A 17,987-nucleotide genomic window follows, 5' to 3' on the forward strand; every position below is an offset into this window, starting at 1 on the left:
TACGGCGGCGCCTATCCCTTTAGCAAGTCTTCGACTTGCCTCTAGGTAGCCATGTGGGCTCACTTTGTTTGCCCATTTTCCATTCTTGTAACTCTTTTTTATTCTTCCTCTTCTGCTAGGAGTTTGGCGCGTGTGTCTTCGTCAAGAAGTGGGTAACCGAGTTTCTTGCGTTCTGCGACGAAGGTTTTGGCTACGACACGGGCCAAGTTACGGATGCGGGCGATATAACCGGCACGTTCTGTAACGGATACTGCTCCACGAGCATCAAGCAAGTTGAAAGTGTGTGAACATTTCAAAACGTAATCATAGGCTGGGTGAACAAGACCCAATTCCAAAGCACGTCCTGCTTCTTTTTCAAATTTTTCGAAGTTTTCAAGAAGCATATCTTGGTCAGAAACTTCAAAGCTGTATTTTGAGTGTTCATATTCTGGTTGAAGGAAGATTTCTCCGTATTTAACGCCTGGAGCCCACTCAATATCGTAAACAGAATCTACCTCTTGGATGTAAGAAGCCAAACGTTCCAATCCGTAAGTGACCTCAGAAGTTACCGGACCAGTTGCCAATCCCCCAACTTGTTGGAAGTAGGTGAACTGAGTGATTTCCATACCATCAAGCCAAACTTCCCAACCAAGACCAGCTGAACCAGTTGATGGGTTTTCCCAGTTATCTTCAACGAAACGGATATCGTGTTCCAAAGGATTGATACCCAATTTTTCCAATGACTCAAGGTAGAGTTCTTGGATGTTTGATGGTGATGGTTTCATAACCACTTGGAACTGGTGGTGTTGGTAAAGACGGTTTGGGTTTTCCCCGTAACGTCCATCAGCTGGACGACGAGATGGCTCTACATAAGCCGCATTCCATGGCTCAGGACCAATGGCACGAAGGAAAGTGTAAGGACTCATTGTTCCCGCACCTTTTTCATTATCATAAGCCTGCATGAGCATACAACCCTGGTCATTCCAGTATTGTTGCAAAGTCAAAATAATTTCTTGGAAGGTTAGTTTTTTAGACATTGTTTTCTCCTGGTTATTTTGTTTTTTTTTTAAGCCTCTATTTTCAACAATAGAATCTAATTGATTTCTATAGTTTTTCCCACATAAATATTCAAGTGATGTTTTCCTACGATGAAATATGCCATTAATAAAATTATAATTTTCAAAAAGTAGCAAACGATTAAAAATTTTTAAAATTTGAGTGATTTTTTCTATTTTTTCCTTTTTATCACTTATTATATTGTTCCTAAAATCATCAAAAACAAAGATTAAGTCATCATTTAAAATATCACCACCATGAACATATGAACAAGATATTCTATACTCACTTTTTATTAATGAATATTCAGCTTCTGTTAATATTAAATCTGTACAGAACTCTGATGTATATTTTTTTAAATTTTAAAAATACATCATTAGTAATATGATTTTCTTCTACTGTAACATTCATAAGTAATCTTAAATAATTTTCTATAAAAGACCTATAATTAAAGAAATAATACCTATTTTGTCCTTTTTTAAGACAATCTAATATACAATACAAATCTGATATAAGTCTTGAAAAAAATGAATTTAAGCTTCCTGAGGTAGCATTTGTAAGAATCTTAAAGAAAATGATTTTTTTTACAATAAAAGTAATATCTTCATTTTCTATATCATCTAACGAATTAACGAAGGTATTAACTTTATTCTTTAGTAAGTCAATTTCTTTCCTTGAAATAATATTTAAAGTCATTATATCCATCCATCTAATTGATTATTAGTATTAATATTATCTTCATCAATTTTTGAAACAATAAATTTATATAATACTTTAGTTTGTTTAGCGTGACTATCATTATTTAATATTTCTCTGGTTAGCCTTGCAACTAGGAGTGTTCTAGATTTATACAAATAGTCTTTAAATCTCAAATTAAAAACATTAACAATAAAATCTTCTATATCAATATTATTTTTAAAAATTTCTTTAGATAGAACTAATTCAGAAACAATTCCAATCAATTTATAAGTTTGGATTTTACTATTCTTTAACTCATTACGGTATAAAATTAATTGTCTATTCATCTTTGCTCTCGCTCTCCAATTGACTTATTTTTTGTTCAAATTCCACACAAATTGATTCAATATCTTCTTTTGAAGATGTATATTTTGTTGGTAAAGTTCCTGACTTCCCATTCTGAATATTGTTCGCAATATTCATACATGAATCAAAGATATTAATCTCACCTACTTCACGTTTGCTCTCAAAATCTTCTCTTAGTGAATTTTGTTTAGCCAACCTATTATCAACCATCGTATATACTAAACCAAGACAGATAATTTTTTTACGTTCTTCTTGAATTAAATTTCGTACCGCTTGTTGAAGAGATGAAATCCCTACAATTGAATATCTATCAATTCTGTTTGGAATAAGGTAATAATCTGATGCCATTAATGCACTATCAGTATAGATTGTTAAAGTAGGTGGACAATCTATAATTACATAATCGTAACTATCTTTAAGAGAATTATCTTCAACAAAATTTTTAATCCTATTAACGAATGAATGATCACTAGATCTGTTAACAAGAACCAAATTCAAATCCCCACAAATAAGATCAAGATTTTGTGTAAGTTCAACCTTTAATTCTGAAATATCAGGGGAAGTATAAGTTTTTCTCATATCAATTTGTGGCATAAACAATCTATAAATTGTTTTATCTTTATCTAAGACCTCATTTTTATAATAGTCTAAATCGCTATTAGATTTATATTCATCAAGAAAAGCCTGAGTTGCATTAAACTGAGGATCTGCATCCACAAATAATACTTTTTTGCCTTTAAGGGCCAATAAATCTGCAATTCCAATACTTAATGTAGTTTTCCCAACTCCACCCTTCATATTAATAAAAGAAATAATTTTTCCCATTGAATATCACCTCATATATTATACAAAAAGAACCGTGTCTCTGCTCCTAAGTCGTTTGACCTAGGGGCGTCAGAAACGCGGTTCCACCCTAATTTATTACTTCATTTTATCTGTTGTACTCAGCTCTTTGCTGAGAGAAAGCGCCACTTGCCTACTTTGCTCTACTTGGCTCTCACTGTCCCAAGCTCGCTAGAAAAACGCCATAAGCTCTTCTTTCTCGTCAGTATTATAGCAGAAATAGAGAAACTTGTAAAATAAAATTCTAATCCTTCTTACTGATTCCCATTTCCTGACGAACATGTGCATGGGAATCTTTATGGAGAATGTCATTATCAATAATTGAGGCTTCTCGAAGTTCTTCGGCCTTTTTCTTGTCCTGATGGGTTAAGTCTTGATTGGGATCATAAGCTTTCTCAACAATAGATAAGAGATGATTTCGAATTTCCTTTTCCTTACGAATTTTGGCTTTTTTGCGGTAGCTAGCAACAACTAGCACTACCAACATCAGCATTCCCAAATAACCGATAATAGGATACATAACCGCTACCAGTTGACGGAAGCCCATGAAGGAAATAGCAAAACCAGCAAGGGCAAATACAGTCACGAAGAACTTGAAGCGTTTCTCACTACCTGCTGAAAAGCGTTTACCAAGGGCATAGTAGAGACTAAAGACGGTATTAAAAATCAAACCAAAGATCACCAAGGCGTAAAGTGTCGCAAAGATAGGATTCACTTCCTTAGCAATAGCCAACATAGGAACATCCGAGCTAGCAATTTTATCACTGTTAGCAAAGAGGATTAAGGTTGTGACTAAGAAAATCACACCAACCATAAATCCTCCCCAGGCTCCACTCTTTTCGGCTTCATTGATTTTGAGAATAGAGCCACCCATGACAAAGGCCATGGCTATGGCTGACATGACACAAACGGCAAAATAATTAACCACAGACAGCCAAATACTTGGGAAGGGAGATTGGATGGTTTGCGACACCTTATCCATCTCAGCAAAATCCCAGTGACGCCCTAAAACATTGGTCACGAATATCATGACAATCATAACCAAAATCATAGGGGTAAAAACTCCAATAACACCAATGATTTTTTTGAAATCTAGGAAACTCACAAAGATAGTCAGAACTGTACACAGGAAGGCACCTACCCAAATCGGAAAGCCGAACTGTTGGTTTAGGTTAGCCCCTGCCCCCGCTGTCATCACAAAGCCAAACAGGAAACAAGTGATAATCAAAGCGATATCCAAAATACGGTAAATCACAGGATGACTGATTTCTGCCAGGACTACCGAATGATCATCTGAGCGGTAATAACTTCCCAGAGCAATCATGAGTCGCCCAAAGCCAACATGCAAGATTCCTAGAACTATGACACCTATCAGTCCCCAAGCTCCAAAACTAACAAAATACTGTAAGAGGTCCTGTCCTGAAGATACCCCCGCACCAATCATTACACCGACATAGGCCAGGGCAATGCTCCAAATACGTTTTGACATATTACCTCCTGTAAAATACAAAGTATTTCTATTTTACACTACTCTGACACCTTTGTAAAAATCCATAAAAAACAGCACCTTCATAAGAAAGTGCTACTCATACTCTTATTTTTCCCAACCTTTTCGTCCATCAATATAGGTTGCTTGTAAGTCCAAGGAGTCATCTAAGACGATAAAATCAGCTGGTAGACCTGCTTTTAGGCTTCCGCAAATATTTTCAAGCCCAACCGATTTAGCTGGAACACTAGTTGCCATCTGCAGAGCTTGAGCAACCGTCACAAGTCCCCAATCAACCACATGTTTAACACCGTCTTTAAGTTGTAGGATAGATCCAGCTAGGTTACCACCTTCTTTGAGACGGGCGGTACCATTTTCGACGATGACAGGAAGTTCACCCAGCATATAGTCGCCATCAGGACGTCCTCCCGCTGACATACAGTCCGTAATAAGGGCAACTCCTTGAGGTGTCTTTTGCTTGATAAGAACCTTACAAGCTGCAGGGACCACATGATGCCCATCTGCAATCAGCTCACCAATCGTTTCTGGACTATCGAAGGCTGCACCAACCATACCAGGCTCACGGTGTGTAAAGCCACGCATTCCGTTATAGACGTGGACCCAAACGGACGCCCCGGCTTCCACTGCTGCCATGGCTTCTTCATAAGTAGCATTAGAATGACCTAGAGCAATAGTTACGCCTTGCTTGGTTGCTTCTTGGATAAATTTAGCTACTCCCTCACGTTCAGGAGCAAGAGCCAATTTAATCAATTTCCCTTGAGCCGCCTCTTGCCATGCCTGCAATTGTTCCACACTTGGATTGCCCATGTATTTAGGATTTTGAGCCCCCTTATAGGTTTCAGTGAAATAAGGTCCTTCAAAGAAGAGCCCTTGAATTTTGGCACCAGTTTCCTTACCAACCGTATTAGCTGTGGTTTGGCAAATAGCCTTCAACTCTTCAAATGGGGCTGTTAGGGCTGTCGGTAAGAAAGAGGTCACACCTGCTGAAAGCAAGGCTTGACTCATGCCTAGAAGACTTTCCTCAGAATTATCCATGACATCATAACCCGCAAATCCATGAATGTGAGTATCCACAAGGCCCGGAGCAATCTGATAATCACTGTAATCTAGCACCTCCGCACCTTCTGGTACATTTTCCGTCCAGTCACCAAAACGGCTATCCTCAACCGCTAGGTAGCCACCTCCCTTGATTTTATGTTCAAAATAAAAACGCTTGGCTGAAATATAATAGGTCATAGGACCACCTCTCATCATTTTTCTATGTTTTTAATACGCTTTCATTATAACAAAAAAGCCGAGAATTTTTCTCGACTTTCTCTATTAAATCACACCTTCTGTAACCTTTTCAACAAGGTTAATCGCATGGTCTGCGATACGTGTGTAATGTGAGAGGTAATCAACATAGTTAATACCTGCTTGCGCAGTACACTCACCATTGTTAAGACGTTTGGTATGTATTTTACGCAATTGTTTTTCAAGTTTTTCCAACTCTTCATGGCGAAGGATGACTTGACCTGCAAGTACCTTATCGTCATCTACAACAACACGAATACTATCAAGGGCGATACGGTGAGTACGGTTGTAAACATCCGCAAGCTCAGCCTTGGCAGTATCAGAAAATTCAATTCCCTTATTATGAATGTGTTGTGAAAGGTTTGCACTTGCAACTGCAAGGTCACCAATACGCTCCAAGTCACGAACAGAGTCAAGCACACTTGCCAACACTTCATTTTCAGAAACGCTTAGAGATTCGTTAGAGATGTCAATCAAATAAGTTGTTAACTCTTCGTCAATACTATTAACTGCTGTTTCATACTTCTCAACCTTATCGAAGTATTTTTCATCTCCCTTAGCAAAGAAAGCATAGGAAGCTTCCAAAGACTGGATGGCGTACGATGCCAAGTGCACCAATTCTTTCTTAGCATTACCAAGGGCGATAGCTGGTGCTTGTGTGATAAGCAAACGGTCCAAGTAGAGTGCTTCGTACTTGTTAATCTCATCTTCACCAGGAATAATCTTAGTCACAAGGTAAGCCAAGAGTCCGATGAATGGGAATTGAACAATAGTATTTGCGATGTTAAAAGTACCGTGAGCAAAGGCGATAGTCATCTCAGGTGTCAAACCAAGCACAGACTTAAACCATTGAATCAAGGCTGTGAATGGTACCAAGAGAATCAAACACAAGACCGTCCCGATGACGTTGAACAGTACGTGAGCCCCTGCCACACGTTTAGCTGCAATGTTCGAACCAAGAGCAGCTAGAACCGCTGTAATAGTTGTTCCGATATTATCCCCAAAGAGGATTGGAAGGGCACCTTGCAGGTCAAGCAAACCACCTGAATAGAGACTCTGAAGAATACCGATGGTCGCTGCTGACGATTGAATCAACATGGTCAAGCCAGCACCGATGATAACCCCCATGACTGGGCGATCACCCAAGGTTGCCAAGTAGTCCTTAAAGGCTGTAACTGACTTCAAAGGTTCTACCGCATCTCCCATAAGGTTAAGGGCAAAGAAAATTCCCCCTACACCAAACAAGATACGACCTAGGTTATTGAGCTTCTTATTGCTTGTAAAGAAGAGAAGCGCAGCCCCCAGGAAAATCACTGGAAGGGCATAGTCACCAAGCTTGAAACCAATCATGAAGGAAGTTACCGTTGTACCGATATTTGCCCCCATGACAATACCAATAGCCTGACGAAGACTCAAAAGTCCTGCCGAAACCAGACCGACGACAATAACGGTAACCCCTGAACTCGACTGAATCAAGGCCGTCATGACAATACCAATCAAAACCCCTAAAAACGGGTTGCTGGTATACTTATCGATGTAAAAACGCAACTTATCTCCGGCTGCTTGTTGAAGACCATCTCCCATGTACTTGATACTAAAGAGGAAAAGCCCCAAACCACCGAGGAAAGAAAACGCAATATCTTGCCAATTTACTGACACATTTTTGTCCTCATTATTTAAAATTTTTCGGTTAAACCGACCTTTCTATTGTATCGATTTATTAGGGAATAGACAAGGCTTTTTCCACAAAATAATAGAAAGATCAGAAGAAATTCTGACCTTTCTAGATGTCTCAATTAATCCACTTGAATATAACGGCGAACACCACTATAGCTAATGTAAGAAATCCAACTATGACCGTCTTGCGTAACCTTCAAATCGAAGTTAATCTTATCGCCTGCTTCTAAGTAAAATTCAACTGGAGCCTTATCACTAGGAGTATTTTTGACAGCCGTACGTTTGGTAAGCTTGTAGCTGCCAGATTCTGCTATGCCACCATCAATTGGAAGTTGATTGTCAGTAACTGTCACGTCTTTAGGTAGCGTCATATTATCTGATTCTTTTAAGTAGACCTTTGTTCCTCCAGTACTGGTTACTTGAATGGTATCTTGTTCGTAGCTTGGACCAGAAATAGCTGCTTTTTTAGAGACAAAGCTAATATCTCCAACGATACCAGAGGTGTCCCCCCTATCTCTTGAGAGGGTAGCATCATACTTACCTGAGCCCTCTTGATAATCATCTTTCGGGTGTACATAATTATGAACTGTCGCTTGGCCTTGTGCAGTTATATCTCCTACTAGGCTAGTGTTGTCAAAGACCAAACGACTGCCATCACTAGACTTCCAAGTTCCGGCAATACTATCAAACTGACCACGCGCTACCGCACTCACATCCATATCTACAGTGGTCACTTGCGTATCCGTTTTAGCTTGAGCTTGACTGCTTGATTGGCTACTTGAAGCTTGACTATCACTTGAGCTCTTTGGCGCTTGGGATTGACTCGCTGAAGATTGATTCTCGCTTGAAGATTTAGGAGCCTGTGACTGACTGCTTGAGGGAACTGATGAACTCTTTGAAGATGATGACTGAGCCTGACTACTACTCGAACTTGGGGCAGAAGCCTTTTGACTACTTTGCGTGCTTGAAGAGTCCGTCTTTGAACCCGAAAATTCCTTGACCTTAGCACTAGACTTGCCAGTCTTACCGCTATCTTTACTGGATGTTTTAGCCTTACTTGATGAGGTCACCTGGCTGCTCTTAGGCGTCTTATCTGCTGAACTCGATTCCTTATAGCTGGAACAGGCCGTCAGCAAAGCCACTGAGGAAAGGGTAACCATGGAAAGCACGATTGCTTGGGAAAATTTGTTTTTCATAATTATTTCCTCATTTCTAGTCTATCGTAAAAAGTAAAGATAGGACCTATGTCACAAGGCAACATCGGGTTCTCTCTACTTTTAAGGAACAATCTTTTCTACACTTTTATTATATCACTTTCTAATGTAAACGCTAACATATTAGGGCTGTAAATTCTAAAAAAGAGATGAAAATCTCTTGAATCCTTGTGATATAATGGAGACAAAAATTGAAAGTTATATCATGACAATCTATCTTCTAGCACAAGTATTCTCAGCCATCGGTGCCCTATGTGTCGCCATATCTTCTTTTGCAAAATCAAAACATAAAATGCTGGTCTGGCAAATTACCGACTACATTTTTACTGCTATAGCCAACCTCTTATTGGGGGGCTATACCGGTGCTTTAACCATTAGTATTTCCATCATTCGTAATAGCTTGATGGTCAAAAAGAAGATGACCAAGGCTATCTTGACCATCCTTATCATTATTCAAATCATTGTAGGAACCTATCTCAATCAACTTGGACTTATTGGCTATCTGCCAATCATCTCTTCAGTCTCTTATAGTTTAGCCATTGCCATCACACGAAACCTTCAGTGGCTTCGCTGGGTCATCATTGAGAATATGTTACTCTGGCTAATTTACGATTTGACCATTAAGGCCTACCCCGCTGCTATCACTGACGTCACGATCACACTAACCACTCTCATTGCCATTATCCAAAATCGAAAAACCTTTAGCAGATAGAAGCTAAAGGTCTTTTTCTTATAAAGCCCAAGTACGAATAGCGTGAGCTACGCCTGCCTCGTCATTTGTCAAGGTCACATACTTACACAAAGCCTTAATGTCGTCACTCGCATTACCCATGGCAACGCTTTGACCGACGAATTGAAGCATTTCAAGGTCATTAGCAGCATCGCCCAGAGCCATGATTTGATTTGGTGCAATTTCAAGTTTTTCCGCCAAATGCTTAAGTCCACTGGCCTTAGTTGCCCCTTGTGGCATAATTTCAAAGATATAGTCTTGACTACGAACTGTGCTATAGCTCTGACTAAGTCCATCTTGCACGGCGTTTTGGAAGGCGTCCAAAGGTTCAGAATCAGCCATATACATGGCTTGGAAAATCACTTGACCTTCCGCAAAGATTTCTTCCAAACTCCTAGCTTTCGCTTCTGTGAAGACAGTGCCAGCATCATAAGCTACTAACTCAGGCACCTCATCGCCCACAACATAGTAAGTCTTTTCTCCAGTCAAGGTTAGAGCCACCTCTGGAAAATCTTCGCAAGCCTGCAAGAGTTCTTCCATTTCAGGGCGAGATAAACTTTCAGATTGAAGCAAGGTCCAATTTTTAGTTTCATAAGTAGAGCAACCATTGTTCATGATAATGTACTCTTCTTCACTCAGTCCTAATTTCTCAAAATGTGGAAGAATGCCTGAACGTGGGCGTCCTGTACAAAGGACAATTTTGATACCTGCCGCAGCCGCTTCTTGAATAGCCTTGATATTCTCTTCAGGAATCTCTTTTTGGCTATTTAAGAGCGTCCCGTCCATATCTATTGCTATCAATTTAATCATACTATCTAACCTTCTCTCTTTCAAGGGAGTGCAAAAATCCATCGAGGTGTGCATCTCAATTCCTAATGTAACTACCTCCATTATAACACATAAAAATCAAAAAAGACGTGCCGAATCGACACATCATGTTGTCTATAAACCATTCCGTAGGGGGCCTATTGATATTACAAATACAAGCCCTTTTCTACACTTTTCTTAACCAACTCTTCCGTCAGCTTCCATAACTCTTCAGACTCACTTTTTATAAATTTTTTCTTTTCTAATACCATGTCTGAACTAATATTATCTGGATTATAATTACATTCTGACACTTCCAAGTGATTTATTAGTGGTACCAATGCGTCAATGACTCTTGCATATCTTGCCTCAGCACTCTGCCCTTTTTCAAATTTTAGCCAAGATTTTTTCATATTCAAATATTTTTCTTCTGGAAGGATGCTCATTGTTTTTTTAATAGATTCTAGCTCTCTATCATGAGAGTGAACCCTTTTTTTATCGTCAAAAACCCAAGTATCTCCAGCATAGATCTCACCTAGATCATGAATCAGCAACATAGAAATGACCTTTTCCATATTCAGTTTCTCAGGATAATAATCTTGGAAAACTATCGCAGCTATCGCACCCTGCCAAGAATGCTCGGCACTATTTTCAAATCTTCCATCAAGGGTTCTATTAAATCTTGTTACGGACTTCAATTTCTCTATTTCTTTAATAAAATCAACTGTTTTATCTAAATCACTCATTGTCGCTCTCACCTTCCTAATAAGTGTCATAAATGGTTAACTGGTATTGTTCAATGATGCTGTTTAATTTTTCTCCATAGGTTGTATCCGTAGCGTAGACCCCTGTTAGGGCAGCTGTGGCATCCTTATAATTCTTAGTCTTGGAACGGTGTACCCCTACATAGTAGCTGCCCTCAAGGAAGTCTACGTAGTCCTGTAAAGAATTTTCCACAGAGCCATAAGAACGAAAAGCTGCATCAATGTAGTAAGGATTGCCCTTACCATCATCCTCCCAGGTTGGTAGGGTCACACTTTGACCATTGTAGTCCCCCTTAATTCCAAAGAAGTTATAGGACGGCTTCTGACTCAAAGTAGATTGTCCAGAGTCAGATTCCAAGATGGCCTGAGCAATCATGACAGATGCATAAAGATCGTTTCTAGCCGCCAAATAGCGGGACGTCTCGCCAATCTCGGCAATAAAAGCAACCGTCGTCTCATCCGTAGATGTCATGTTCTTTTCCATGGTCAACCTTGGAAAATTCAAACTAGCAAGGAGTCCCAATAAGGCAAATAGCCCAATAAAAATCAGACTCCACTTCTGGAAAAATTTAGGAAAGAGCAAGAAAGACTTCTTTTTCTTTTTAGTTTTCTTAGGTCTAGCTTTCGACTTGCTTTTCTTTTTTCCTTTTGCCAATTGGTCACCCCCTCAATCATACTAACTTCTCTAAGTATATCAAAATTCACTAAAAAAGACCCAAACTAACCGGTTTAAGCCTCCATTATATTATATGGCGTCTCCACCGCGTTCACCAGTACGAATACGGATAACACTCCAAATTGAAACAAAACCTGCTCCAGGTGTGATTGCAACTAGACCTGCTACTAAACCGGTTGAACCACCAACCAAGGATGGATGTCCTGTGACATGTTTTTCAATTGCCAACCATGAAAACATGGCTGCAGCAGCTGACACATGAGCGGTTACTAGCGTGTGAACTGCCAACCATTAGCAGCCAAGGCTGATCCTGCATAAAAGCCAAACCAACCAAACCATATGTGCAAAATATTTTATGTCAGATAATATAACACAAAATTATGAGGCATACAAGCTTATTTACGGAATTTTTCGATAATTCTTTCTTTTCTAACATCTTGTGTTGCCACAAAAAAAGAGCCTCTTAAACCCCATGAAAAAGGTTATAAAGCTCTTGTCTATTCATTTTTCGCTCTTTAGCAACGGTTTTTATAGCCTGATTAGGTTTCATTCCAGAGGCAATTAAAGCTTCTACAGCCTCTACCGGGGTAACATTTGATGTTAGATTTTCTTCCTTATCATTTTCAGAAGCTCCAGCCACAATCAGTAAACATTCACCCTTGAGAGGATTACTAGCAATATAATCTAAAACATCTGAAATAGATCCTCGTTGGTACTCTTCATAAAGCTTGGTCAATTCTCGAACTAAAGTTACTTGACGGTTGCCATAGACCTCATGCATATTTTCAAGAGTATCCGCCACACGGTAAGGTGACTCGTAAAAAATCTGTGTCTCAGGATAAGACAGTTTTTCCTTGAAGAAATCAATCTGCTGTCCTTTTTTACGGGGTAGGAAGCCATAAAAAATATGAGGTTGGGGTGCTAAACCACTGGCAATCAAGGCTGTAATACCAGCCGATGCTCCCGGTAAGGCCACCACTGGAATATCCTCTGCAATGGCAGCTTTGACCAAATCATGCCCAGGATCCGAAATAGAAGGCATCCCCGCATCAGAAACCTGAGCCAAAGAAAGACCTGACTTCAAGCGCTCCAGTAAATCTGGAATTTTCTCATAAGCATTGTGCTCATGAAAAGAATACTGCTTCGTTTCAATCTCAAAATGCTTGAGCAAGAGACCCGTATTGCGCGTGTCCTCCGCACAAATAAGATCCACCTCTTTCAGGATTTGCACACTACGAAAAGTCATATCCTGCAAATTCCCAATAGGTGTGGGAACCAGATAGAGGGTACCGTAGCTAGATTGCCCCTTAAAACTCTTTTGAACCTGCATGTTTAGTCTCCGTACAACAATTCTGCACAGAAGCCACAAGCTTCATTATTATCACGACGTTGGCCGTAAAAATCTGGACAAATATGGAATCCATCATCATAAATAGCCTCGAGATTTACCTTGCCATGAGACATTTTAGTCCCTGTCTCCTCTTGAACCACTTGACTCAAGTGCTCACGTAGCTTGTCGTTTTCCAACTTGAGGGCCGTATTTTCATCAAGAATCCCTGAGAAGTTCGCCTTAATTGCTTCCACTTCTGCCAACATCGACATCAAATTTTGTGATAATTCCTCGAATTTATCATACAATTCACGCTTTTCCATTTAGCTGAACTTCCTCCACTCCATAAGTTAGGGGCGCACGCCCTTTTTCAAATACAACCTTAATAGTCCCTGCAATTACATCAATGGCAACGACCTGACCTGTGCCATCCTTGGTTTCAATGTCATCACCCAAGTCAGGATAACTAGCCTTGCTATCTCGGTAAAAGTCATCTTCATAACTGAGACAACACATAAGTCGACCACAGACCCCGTTCATCTTACCAGAATTCAAAGATAAACTTTGGTTTTTAGCCATCTTAATTGATACTGGTGGGAATTCACCCAAAAAACTAGAACAACAAAGTGCCCGCCCACAAGGTCCTAAGCCACCATAAATCTTTGATTCCTCACGACTTGAAATTTGGCGCAACTCAATACGTGTCTTAAAGTAAGAAGCCAGATCTTTGAGCAATTGACGAAAATCTACCCGTTTTTCAGCAACAAAACTGATTAGCACATAAGAGCAATTTAGCGGAAAGACAATATCAACGACCTTCATTTCTAGCTGATTTTGAGCAATTAAATCAGCTACTACTCCCATACTCTTTTCAGCCTTCAAAAGATTTTCATCATATCTAGCAAAATCCCTCTCTCCAGCTAGGCCTTCAACTCGATTCAAATCAGTAGGCAAACTAACTTCAGGAAAATTTGTATTCTCCATAACGACCTGAGCCAGACGCTTATCCTTTTTATCCAAAACGACTACAAAGTCATCTTTGGCATAATTTCTATCAGGTACAACATATTCTATTGTACCAGTTTCTTCAAATTTTATTCCAATGACTTCAGTCATGATAACACCATATACTCCATCGCATTTTGAAAACTGACATTAGCTAGCCACATTTTTCGTGCCTCATATACTAAGTCTAGCCATCGTCTTGCTTGTGGATTTTGTATATCCTTCCCCAATTGATAAGTTAAAAAAGCCCAGACCATCTCTTGTTCTGACTTTTCACTACACTGGACAGCCAGTTTTGCAACATCCAGATAAAGCAGGTCCTGATTAGCCAGCAGAGACTGTGAAAAACGCTCCACTGTATTGACCAAATCAAGAACCTTATTATCCTTAGCTAGCTCCAAAGCCTGTGCTTCATCCTTAGCAAAATCTGCCAAGACCTTAGCTTGTGTCAATAACAAACCTTCCTTCTGCAGCAAGTCTTCCAGATAAACTCTGTTCTTAGGAAAATAAAAGAGTTGAGCTCGGCTTTTAATCGTCGGTAACATACGACTATCATCAGCTGTCAAAAGAAAAATATAAATCTGACTTTGAGGTTCTTCAATAAACTTTAAGAGACTATTCGCAGCATTGACATGCATCTTGTCAGCATCTCGAATGATAAAAACCTGAGCCTGTCCCTCAAAGCTAGATTGACTAAACTCTCTGGTCAACTGACGAATCGTATCCGTCTTAATAATCTGTCCTTGTGGCTCTACTAATTTAACATCAGAAAAGTCCCCTTGTGCAATCAAGCGACAGGGACGACAGTGACCACAAGGAAGACCATTCTCAGGAGTCACACAAAACCGACTCTGCGCTAGCCAAATAGCCATGTCGAGACTTCCAAAATCACCCGAAAACAAATAAGCATGACTCAAACGATTTTCCCTGATAATTTGTGAAAACTCTTCAAACAGTTTGCTTTGACTTTCAGCTAACTTCATCTTGCTCCTTATAAATAGCCTTCAATTACTTTCCAAGCTTGTTCTACAACATCTTCAAAAGCCTGTGAGGCATCGATTAACTTGATACGTTCTGGTTCAGCCTTAGCCAAATCCAAATAACCTTGACGTACTCGCTGATGCAAGTCAAGCTTCTCTAAATCTAAGCGGTTGACTTCACGTTCACCGCTGGCTGCAATGCGGGCCAAACCAGTTTCAGAATCCACATCAAATAACAAGGTCACGTCAGGTTTATAACCATCAGTCGCATAGGCATTTAACCAGGAAATCTCGTCCTGATCCAAGCCACGACCAGTCCCTTGATAAGCAACTGATGAATCAATAAAACGATCCATAATGACCATATTGCCTTTTTCAAGCTCTGGCAAAACCTTCTCAACCAAGTGTTGGCGGCGAGCCGCAATATAGAGCAAGAGCTCTGTCTTAGCATCCATAGCCGTATTATTTACGTCCAGAATAACCTCACGGATTTGCTCTGCAATAGCTACTCCGCCTGGTTCACGTGTCGTCACGACTTTGGCTGGATAGGCTTCTCTAAGACGAGGCAAAAGCGCCTCCAAAACTGTAGTCTTTCCAGCACCATCTGGCCCTTCGATTGAGATTAATAACCCTTTTGACATGATACTTCCTTTATTTTTATTACCTTCTATTTTATCAAATTTTAGCTTAGATGGAAGAAAAAAAGAGGTTCCTAACCCCTTTTTTCTATCTGAATACTTCTGACCATGCCGATTGCAGGTTTCGAACCTGTGACCTACGCGTTACGAGTGCGTTGCTCTACCAACTGAGCTAAATCGGCTAACACAGTCATTCTAGCACTCTAGACCCAAAAGTCAAGCTCTGTATGAAATTTACAAAAAAGAACTTGGACTAACCAAGCTCTTTCTTTTCTTACAATGATTTGTAAAGTTGACTTGCATTTTCAACAGTGAAACCATATTCCTTAAAGATACGGTCACCAGGTGCTGAGGCACCCCAAGTATCAATAGTAAGTGTTTTACCTGCAAGACCAACGTATTTGCCCCATCCAAAGCTTGTTCCAGCTTCGATAGCCAAACGTTTTGTCACAGCTGCTGGAAGAACTTCTTCTTTATATGCTACATCTTGTTCATCAAAGAGATTTTGTGATGGCATTGAAACGACACGAACATGCACACCTTCAGCTTCAAGAGCCGCTTGGGTATCAAGAGCCAATTTCACTTCAGAACCAGTCGCAATGATGATACCATCAAGATCACCTTTAGCTTCCGAGATGATGTAAGCCCCTTTATTGACACCAGCTTCAGCATTTTCAGCTGTACCATCAAGGACTGGCAAGTTTTGACGTGTCAAAACTAGCATTGTTGGGCGTTCAGTCTCAGCCAAAGCACGTTTCCATGCAGCATTAGTTTCATTACCATCTGCAGGACGGATAACGTTAAGGTTAGGCATTGAACGCACACTTGCCAATTGTTCGATTGGCTCGTGAGTAGGTCCATCTTCACCAACTGCCACTGAGTCGTGGGTCATAACATAAGTTACTGGCAAGTTTTGAAGCGCAGCCATACGTACCGCTGGAAGCAAGTAGTTTGAGAAGACGAAGAAAGTACCACCATAAACACGAGTACCACCATGGAGAGCAATACCATTCATCGCTGCAGCCATAGCAAACTCACGTACACCAAACCAAATATTACGTCCAGCATAGTTGTCTGCTTGGAAATCAGACTCAGCTTTAACCATAGTGTTGTTAGAAGCTGAAAGGTCTGCAGAACCTCCCCAGAATGAAGGAACTTGCTCAGAAATCTGTTGAATAGCTTGTTGGCTTGACACACGGCTAGCTACTGCTGAACCCAATTCATGAGCATTCAACTCAACATGTGCAGGTTCATTCGCAAAGGCAGCCTTGTATTCAGCAGCCAATTCTGGGTAAGCAGCTTCATATTCTGCAAATTTAGTTTGCCAAGCATTCTCAGCAGCTTCTCCACGGAATTTAATACCAGCTTCAAAACGACGAACGACTTCATCTGGTACTGTGAAAGCTGGTGCATCATATCCGTAAACATCTTTAGCACGGTCGATTCCCTCTTGACCAATTGGAGCACCGTGGACAGCTGATGTTCCTTGTCCTTCAGCTCCATAACCGATGATTGTCTTAACTTCGATAATAGATGGTTTATCTGTCTCAGCCTTAGCTTCTTCGATAGCTTTAGCAATAGCTTCCAAATCATTACCATCTTTAACAAGAATATGTTGCCAACCATAAGCTTCAAACTTAGCCTTAACATCCTCAGTGAATGCCATTGATGTTGGTCCATCAAGTGAAATATCGTTTGAATCGTAAAGAAGAACCAACTTACCAAGTTTAAGGTGACCTGCAAGGCTAGCAGCTTCTTGAGAAACACCTTCCATCAAACAACCATCTCCATGGAGGGCATAAGTATAATGATCAACAATATCAAAACCAGGTTTGTTAAATTTAGCTGCCAAGTGTGCTTCAGCCATTGCCATACCTACAGCGTTAGCAATCCCTTGACCAAGAGGACCTGATGTTGCTTCAACACCATCAGTATGATTAACTTCAGGGTGACCTGGAGTCTTAGAACCCCATTGACGGAAGTTCTTCAAATCATCCATTGATACATCATAGCCTGAAAGGTGCAAGAGGCTATAAAGCAAAGCAGAACCATGACCTGCAGAAAGAACAAAACGGTCACGGTTTGTCCAGTTACGGCTAGTCTTTGGATTAACATTCATCACATGGTTCCAAAGCACATAAGCCATTGGCGCTGCACCCATAGGAAGACCTGGGTGCCCAGAATTCGCAGCTTGAATTGCCTCGATCGAAAGTGAACGAATAGTGCTGACCGCCATTTGGTCAATTGCATCAAAAGTCATGATTCTAACTCTCCTTTTTGGAAAAAAAATGCGGAGCATACAGACTATTAGCGTCTGAGCTCTAGTTATACTATTCTAATTATAGCATATTATCTATCTCTTTGGGCAATCCAATTCTATTTGTGAAACCCTAAACCTATAAAATACAGGACCTAAAGCGTTCGTTTATACAAACCAATAGCAT

The 17,987-nt window shown here is 40.2% G+C and carries 17 protein-coding genes, 1 tRNA gene and 1 pseudogene; 1 reads left to right on the forward strand and 18 read right to left on the reverse strand.

What is annotated here, in order from left to right; all coding sequences use genetic code 11:
• Nucleotides 1-98 precede the first annotated feature (98 nt).
• From glyQ to LG375_RS04505, 7 genes are all read right to left on the reverse strand, one after another.
• The gene (gene glyQ / locus LG375_RS04475) at nucleotides 99-1,016 is read right to left on the reverse strand and encodes a glycine--tRNA ligase subunit alpha (protein WP_048676176.1); all 918 of its coding nucleotides are present in this window, start codon (nucleotides 1,014-1,016) and stop codon (nucleotides 99-101) included.
• Nucleotides 1,017-1,730: 714 nt separating this feature from the next.
• Nucleotides 1,731-2,060: a hypothetical protein gene (locus tag LG375_RS04480; protein ID WP_060805519.1), complete on the reverse strand. Its 330-nt coding sequence runs from the start codon at nucleotides 2,058-2,060 to the stop codon at nucleotides 1,731-1,733.
• Nucleotides 2,053-2,904: a ParA family protein gene (locus LG375_RS04485; protein WP_225745380.1), complete on the reverse strand. Its 852-nt coding sequence runs from the start codon at nucleotides 2,902-2,904 to the stop codon at nucleotides 2,053-2,055. Before LG375_RS04485 ends, LG375_RS04480 begins: the two co-directional genes overlap by 8 nt.
• 262 nt (nucleotides 2,905-3,166) lie before the next feature.
• Nucleotides 3,167-4,411, reverse strand: coding sequence for a hypothetical protein (locus LG375_RS04490; protein WP_225745381.1), 1,245 nt, complete (start codon nucleotides 4,409-4,411; stop codon nucleotides 3,167-3,169).
• A gap of 105 nt (nucleotides 4,412-4,516) precedes the next feature.
• A complete protein-coding gene (gene nagA, locus LG375_RS04495) occupies nucleotides 4,517-5,665 on the reverse strand; it encodes an N-acetylglucosamine-6-phosphate deacetylase (protein ID WP_225745382.1) in 1,149 nt (382 codons plus the stop codon).
• Nucleotides 5,666-5,749: 84 nt separating this feature from the next.
• Nucleotides 5,750-7,381 (reverse strand): Na/Pi cotransporter family protein, encoded by a 1,632-nt coding sequence (locus LG375_RS04500; protein WP_002890237.1) that lies wholly within the window; start codon nucleotides 7,379-7,381, stop codon nucleotides 5,750-5,752.
• 137 nt (nucleotides 7,382-7,518) lie between these two features.
• Nucleotides 7,519-8,595 carry an SH3 domain-containing protein gene (locus LG375_RS04505; RefSeq protein ID WP_225745383.1) on the reverse strand — a complete coding sequence of 359 codons (1,077 nt, stop codon included), beginning with the start codon at nucleotides 8,593-8,595 and terminating at the stop codon, nucleotides 7,519-7,521.
• Nucleotides 8,596-8,818: 223 nt separating this feature from the next.
• Here LG375_RS04505 and LG375_RS04510 point away from each other — a divergent pair, with 223 nt between their 5' ends.
• On the forward strand, nucleotides 8,819-9,325 hold the full coding sequence (locus LG375_RS04510; RefSeq protein ID WP_225745384.1) for a YgjV family protein: 507 nt from the start codon (nucleotides 8,819-8,821) through the stop codon (nucleotides 9,323-9,325).
• 18 nt (nucleotides 9,326-9,343) lie between these two features.
• On the opposite strand, the gene LG375_RS04515 is transcribed toward LG375_RS04510, so the two are convergent.
• From LG375_RS04515 to tkt, 11 genes and pseudogenes are all read right to left on the reverse strand, one after another.
• Nucleotides 9,344-10,153 (reverse strand): Cof-type HAD-IIB family hydrolase, encoded by an 810-nt coding sequence (locus LG375_RS04515; protein ID WP_225745385.1) that lies wholly within the window; start codon nucleotides 10,151-10,153, stop codon nucleotides 9,344-9,346.
• A 164-nt stretch (nucleotides 10,154-10,317) separates the two neighbouring features.
• The gene (locus tag LG375_RS04520) at nucleotides 10,318-10,896 is read right to left on the reverse strand and encodes an HD domain-containing protein (RefSeq protein ID WP_225745386.1); all 579 of its coding nucleotides are present in this window, start codon (nucleotides 10,894-10,896) and stop codon (nucleotides 10,318-10,320) included.
• 16 nt (nucleotides 10,897-10,912) lie between these two features.
• Entirely contained in the window at nucleotides 10,913-11,569 is a 657-nt protein-coding gene (locus tag LG375_RS04525; RefSeq protein WP_070475625.1) for a glucosaminidase domain-containing protein, read from the reverse strand.
• A 123-nt stretch (nucleotides 11,570-11,692) separates the two neighbouring features.
• Nucleotides 11,693-11,931 (reverse strand): annotated as a pseudogene (locus LG375_RS04530) (ammonia permease); the annotation flags it as partial.
• A 122-nt stretch (nucleotides 11,932-12,053) separates the two neighbouring features.
• A complete protein-coding gene (gene rsmI / locus LG375_RS04535; protein WP_225745387.1) occupies nucleotides 12,054-12,920 on the reverse strand; it encodes a 16S rRNA (cytidine(1402)-2'-O)-methyltransferase in 867 nt (288 codons plus the stop codon).
• Nucleotides 12,921-12,922: 2 nt separating this feature from the next.
• Nucleotides 12,923-13,243, reverse strand: a complete 321-nt coding sequence (yabA, locus tag LG375_RS04540) for a DNA replication initiation control protein YabA (protein ID WP_002887582.1) — start codon at nucleotides 13,241-13,243, stop codon at nucleotides 12,923-12,925.
• Nucleotides 13,230-14,036 (reverse strand): regulatory iron-sulfur-containing complex subunit RicT, encoded by an 807-nt coding sequence (ricT, locus tag LG375_RS04545; protein ID WP_014633488.1) that lies wholly within the window; start codon nucleotides 14,034-14,036, stop codon nucleotides 13,230-13,232. Before ricT ends, yabA begins: the two co-directional genes overlap by 14 nt.
• The gene (locus LG375_RS04550; protein WP_175061091.1) at nucleotides 14,033-14,908 is read right to left on the reverse strand and encodes a DNA polymerase III subunit delta'; all 876 of its coding nucleotides are present in this window, start codon (nucleotides 14,906-14,908) and stop codon (nucleotides 14,033-14,035) included. Before LG375_RS04550 ends, ricT begins: the two co-directional genes overlap by 4 nt.
• An 8-nt stretch (nucleotides 14,909-14,916) precedes the next feature.
• Nucleotides 14,917-15,546: a dTMP kinase gene (tmk, locus tag LG375_RS04555; protein WP_175061090.1), complete on the reverse strand. Its 630-nt coding sequence runs from the start codon at nucleotides 15,544-15,546 to the stop codon at nucleotides 14,917-14,919.
• A gap of 106 nt (nucleotides 15,547-15,652) precedes the next feature.
• Nucleotides 15,653-15,725, reverse strand: a tRNA-Thr gene (locus LG375_RS04560).
• Nucleotides 15,726-15,817: 92 nt separating this feature from the next.
• On the reverse strand, nucleotides 15,818-17,803 hold the full coding sequence (gene tkt / locus LG375_RS04565; RefSeq protein ID WP_225745388.1) for a transketolase: 1,986 nt from the start codon (nucleotides 17,801-17,803) through the stop codon (nucleotides 15,818-15,820).
• Nucleotides 17,804-17,987 lie beyond the last annotated feature (184 nt).

Origin of the sequence: Streptococcus sp. Marseille-Q3604 (assembly GCF_916619785.1) — a bacterium.
Lineage (GTDB): Bacteria > Bacillota > Bacilli > Lactobacillales > Streptococcaceae > Streptococcus.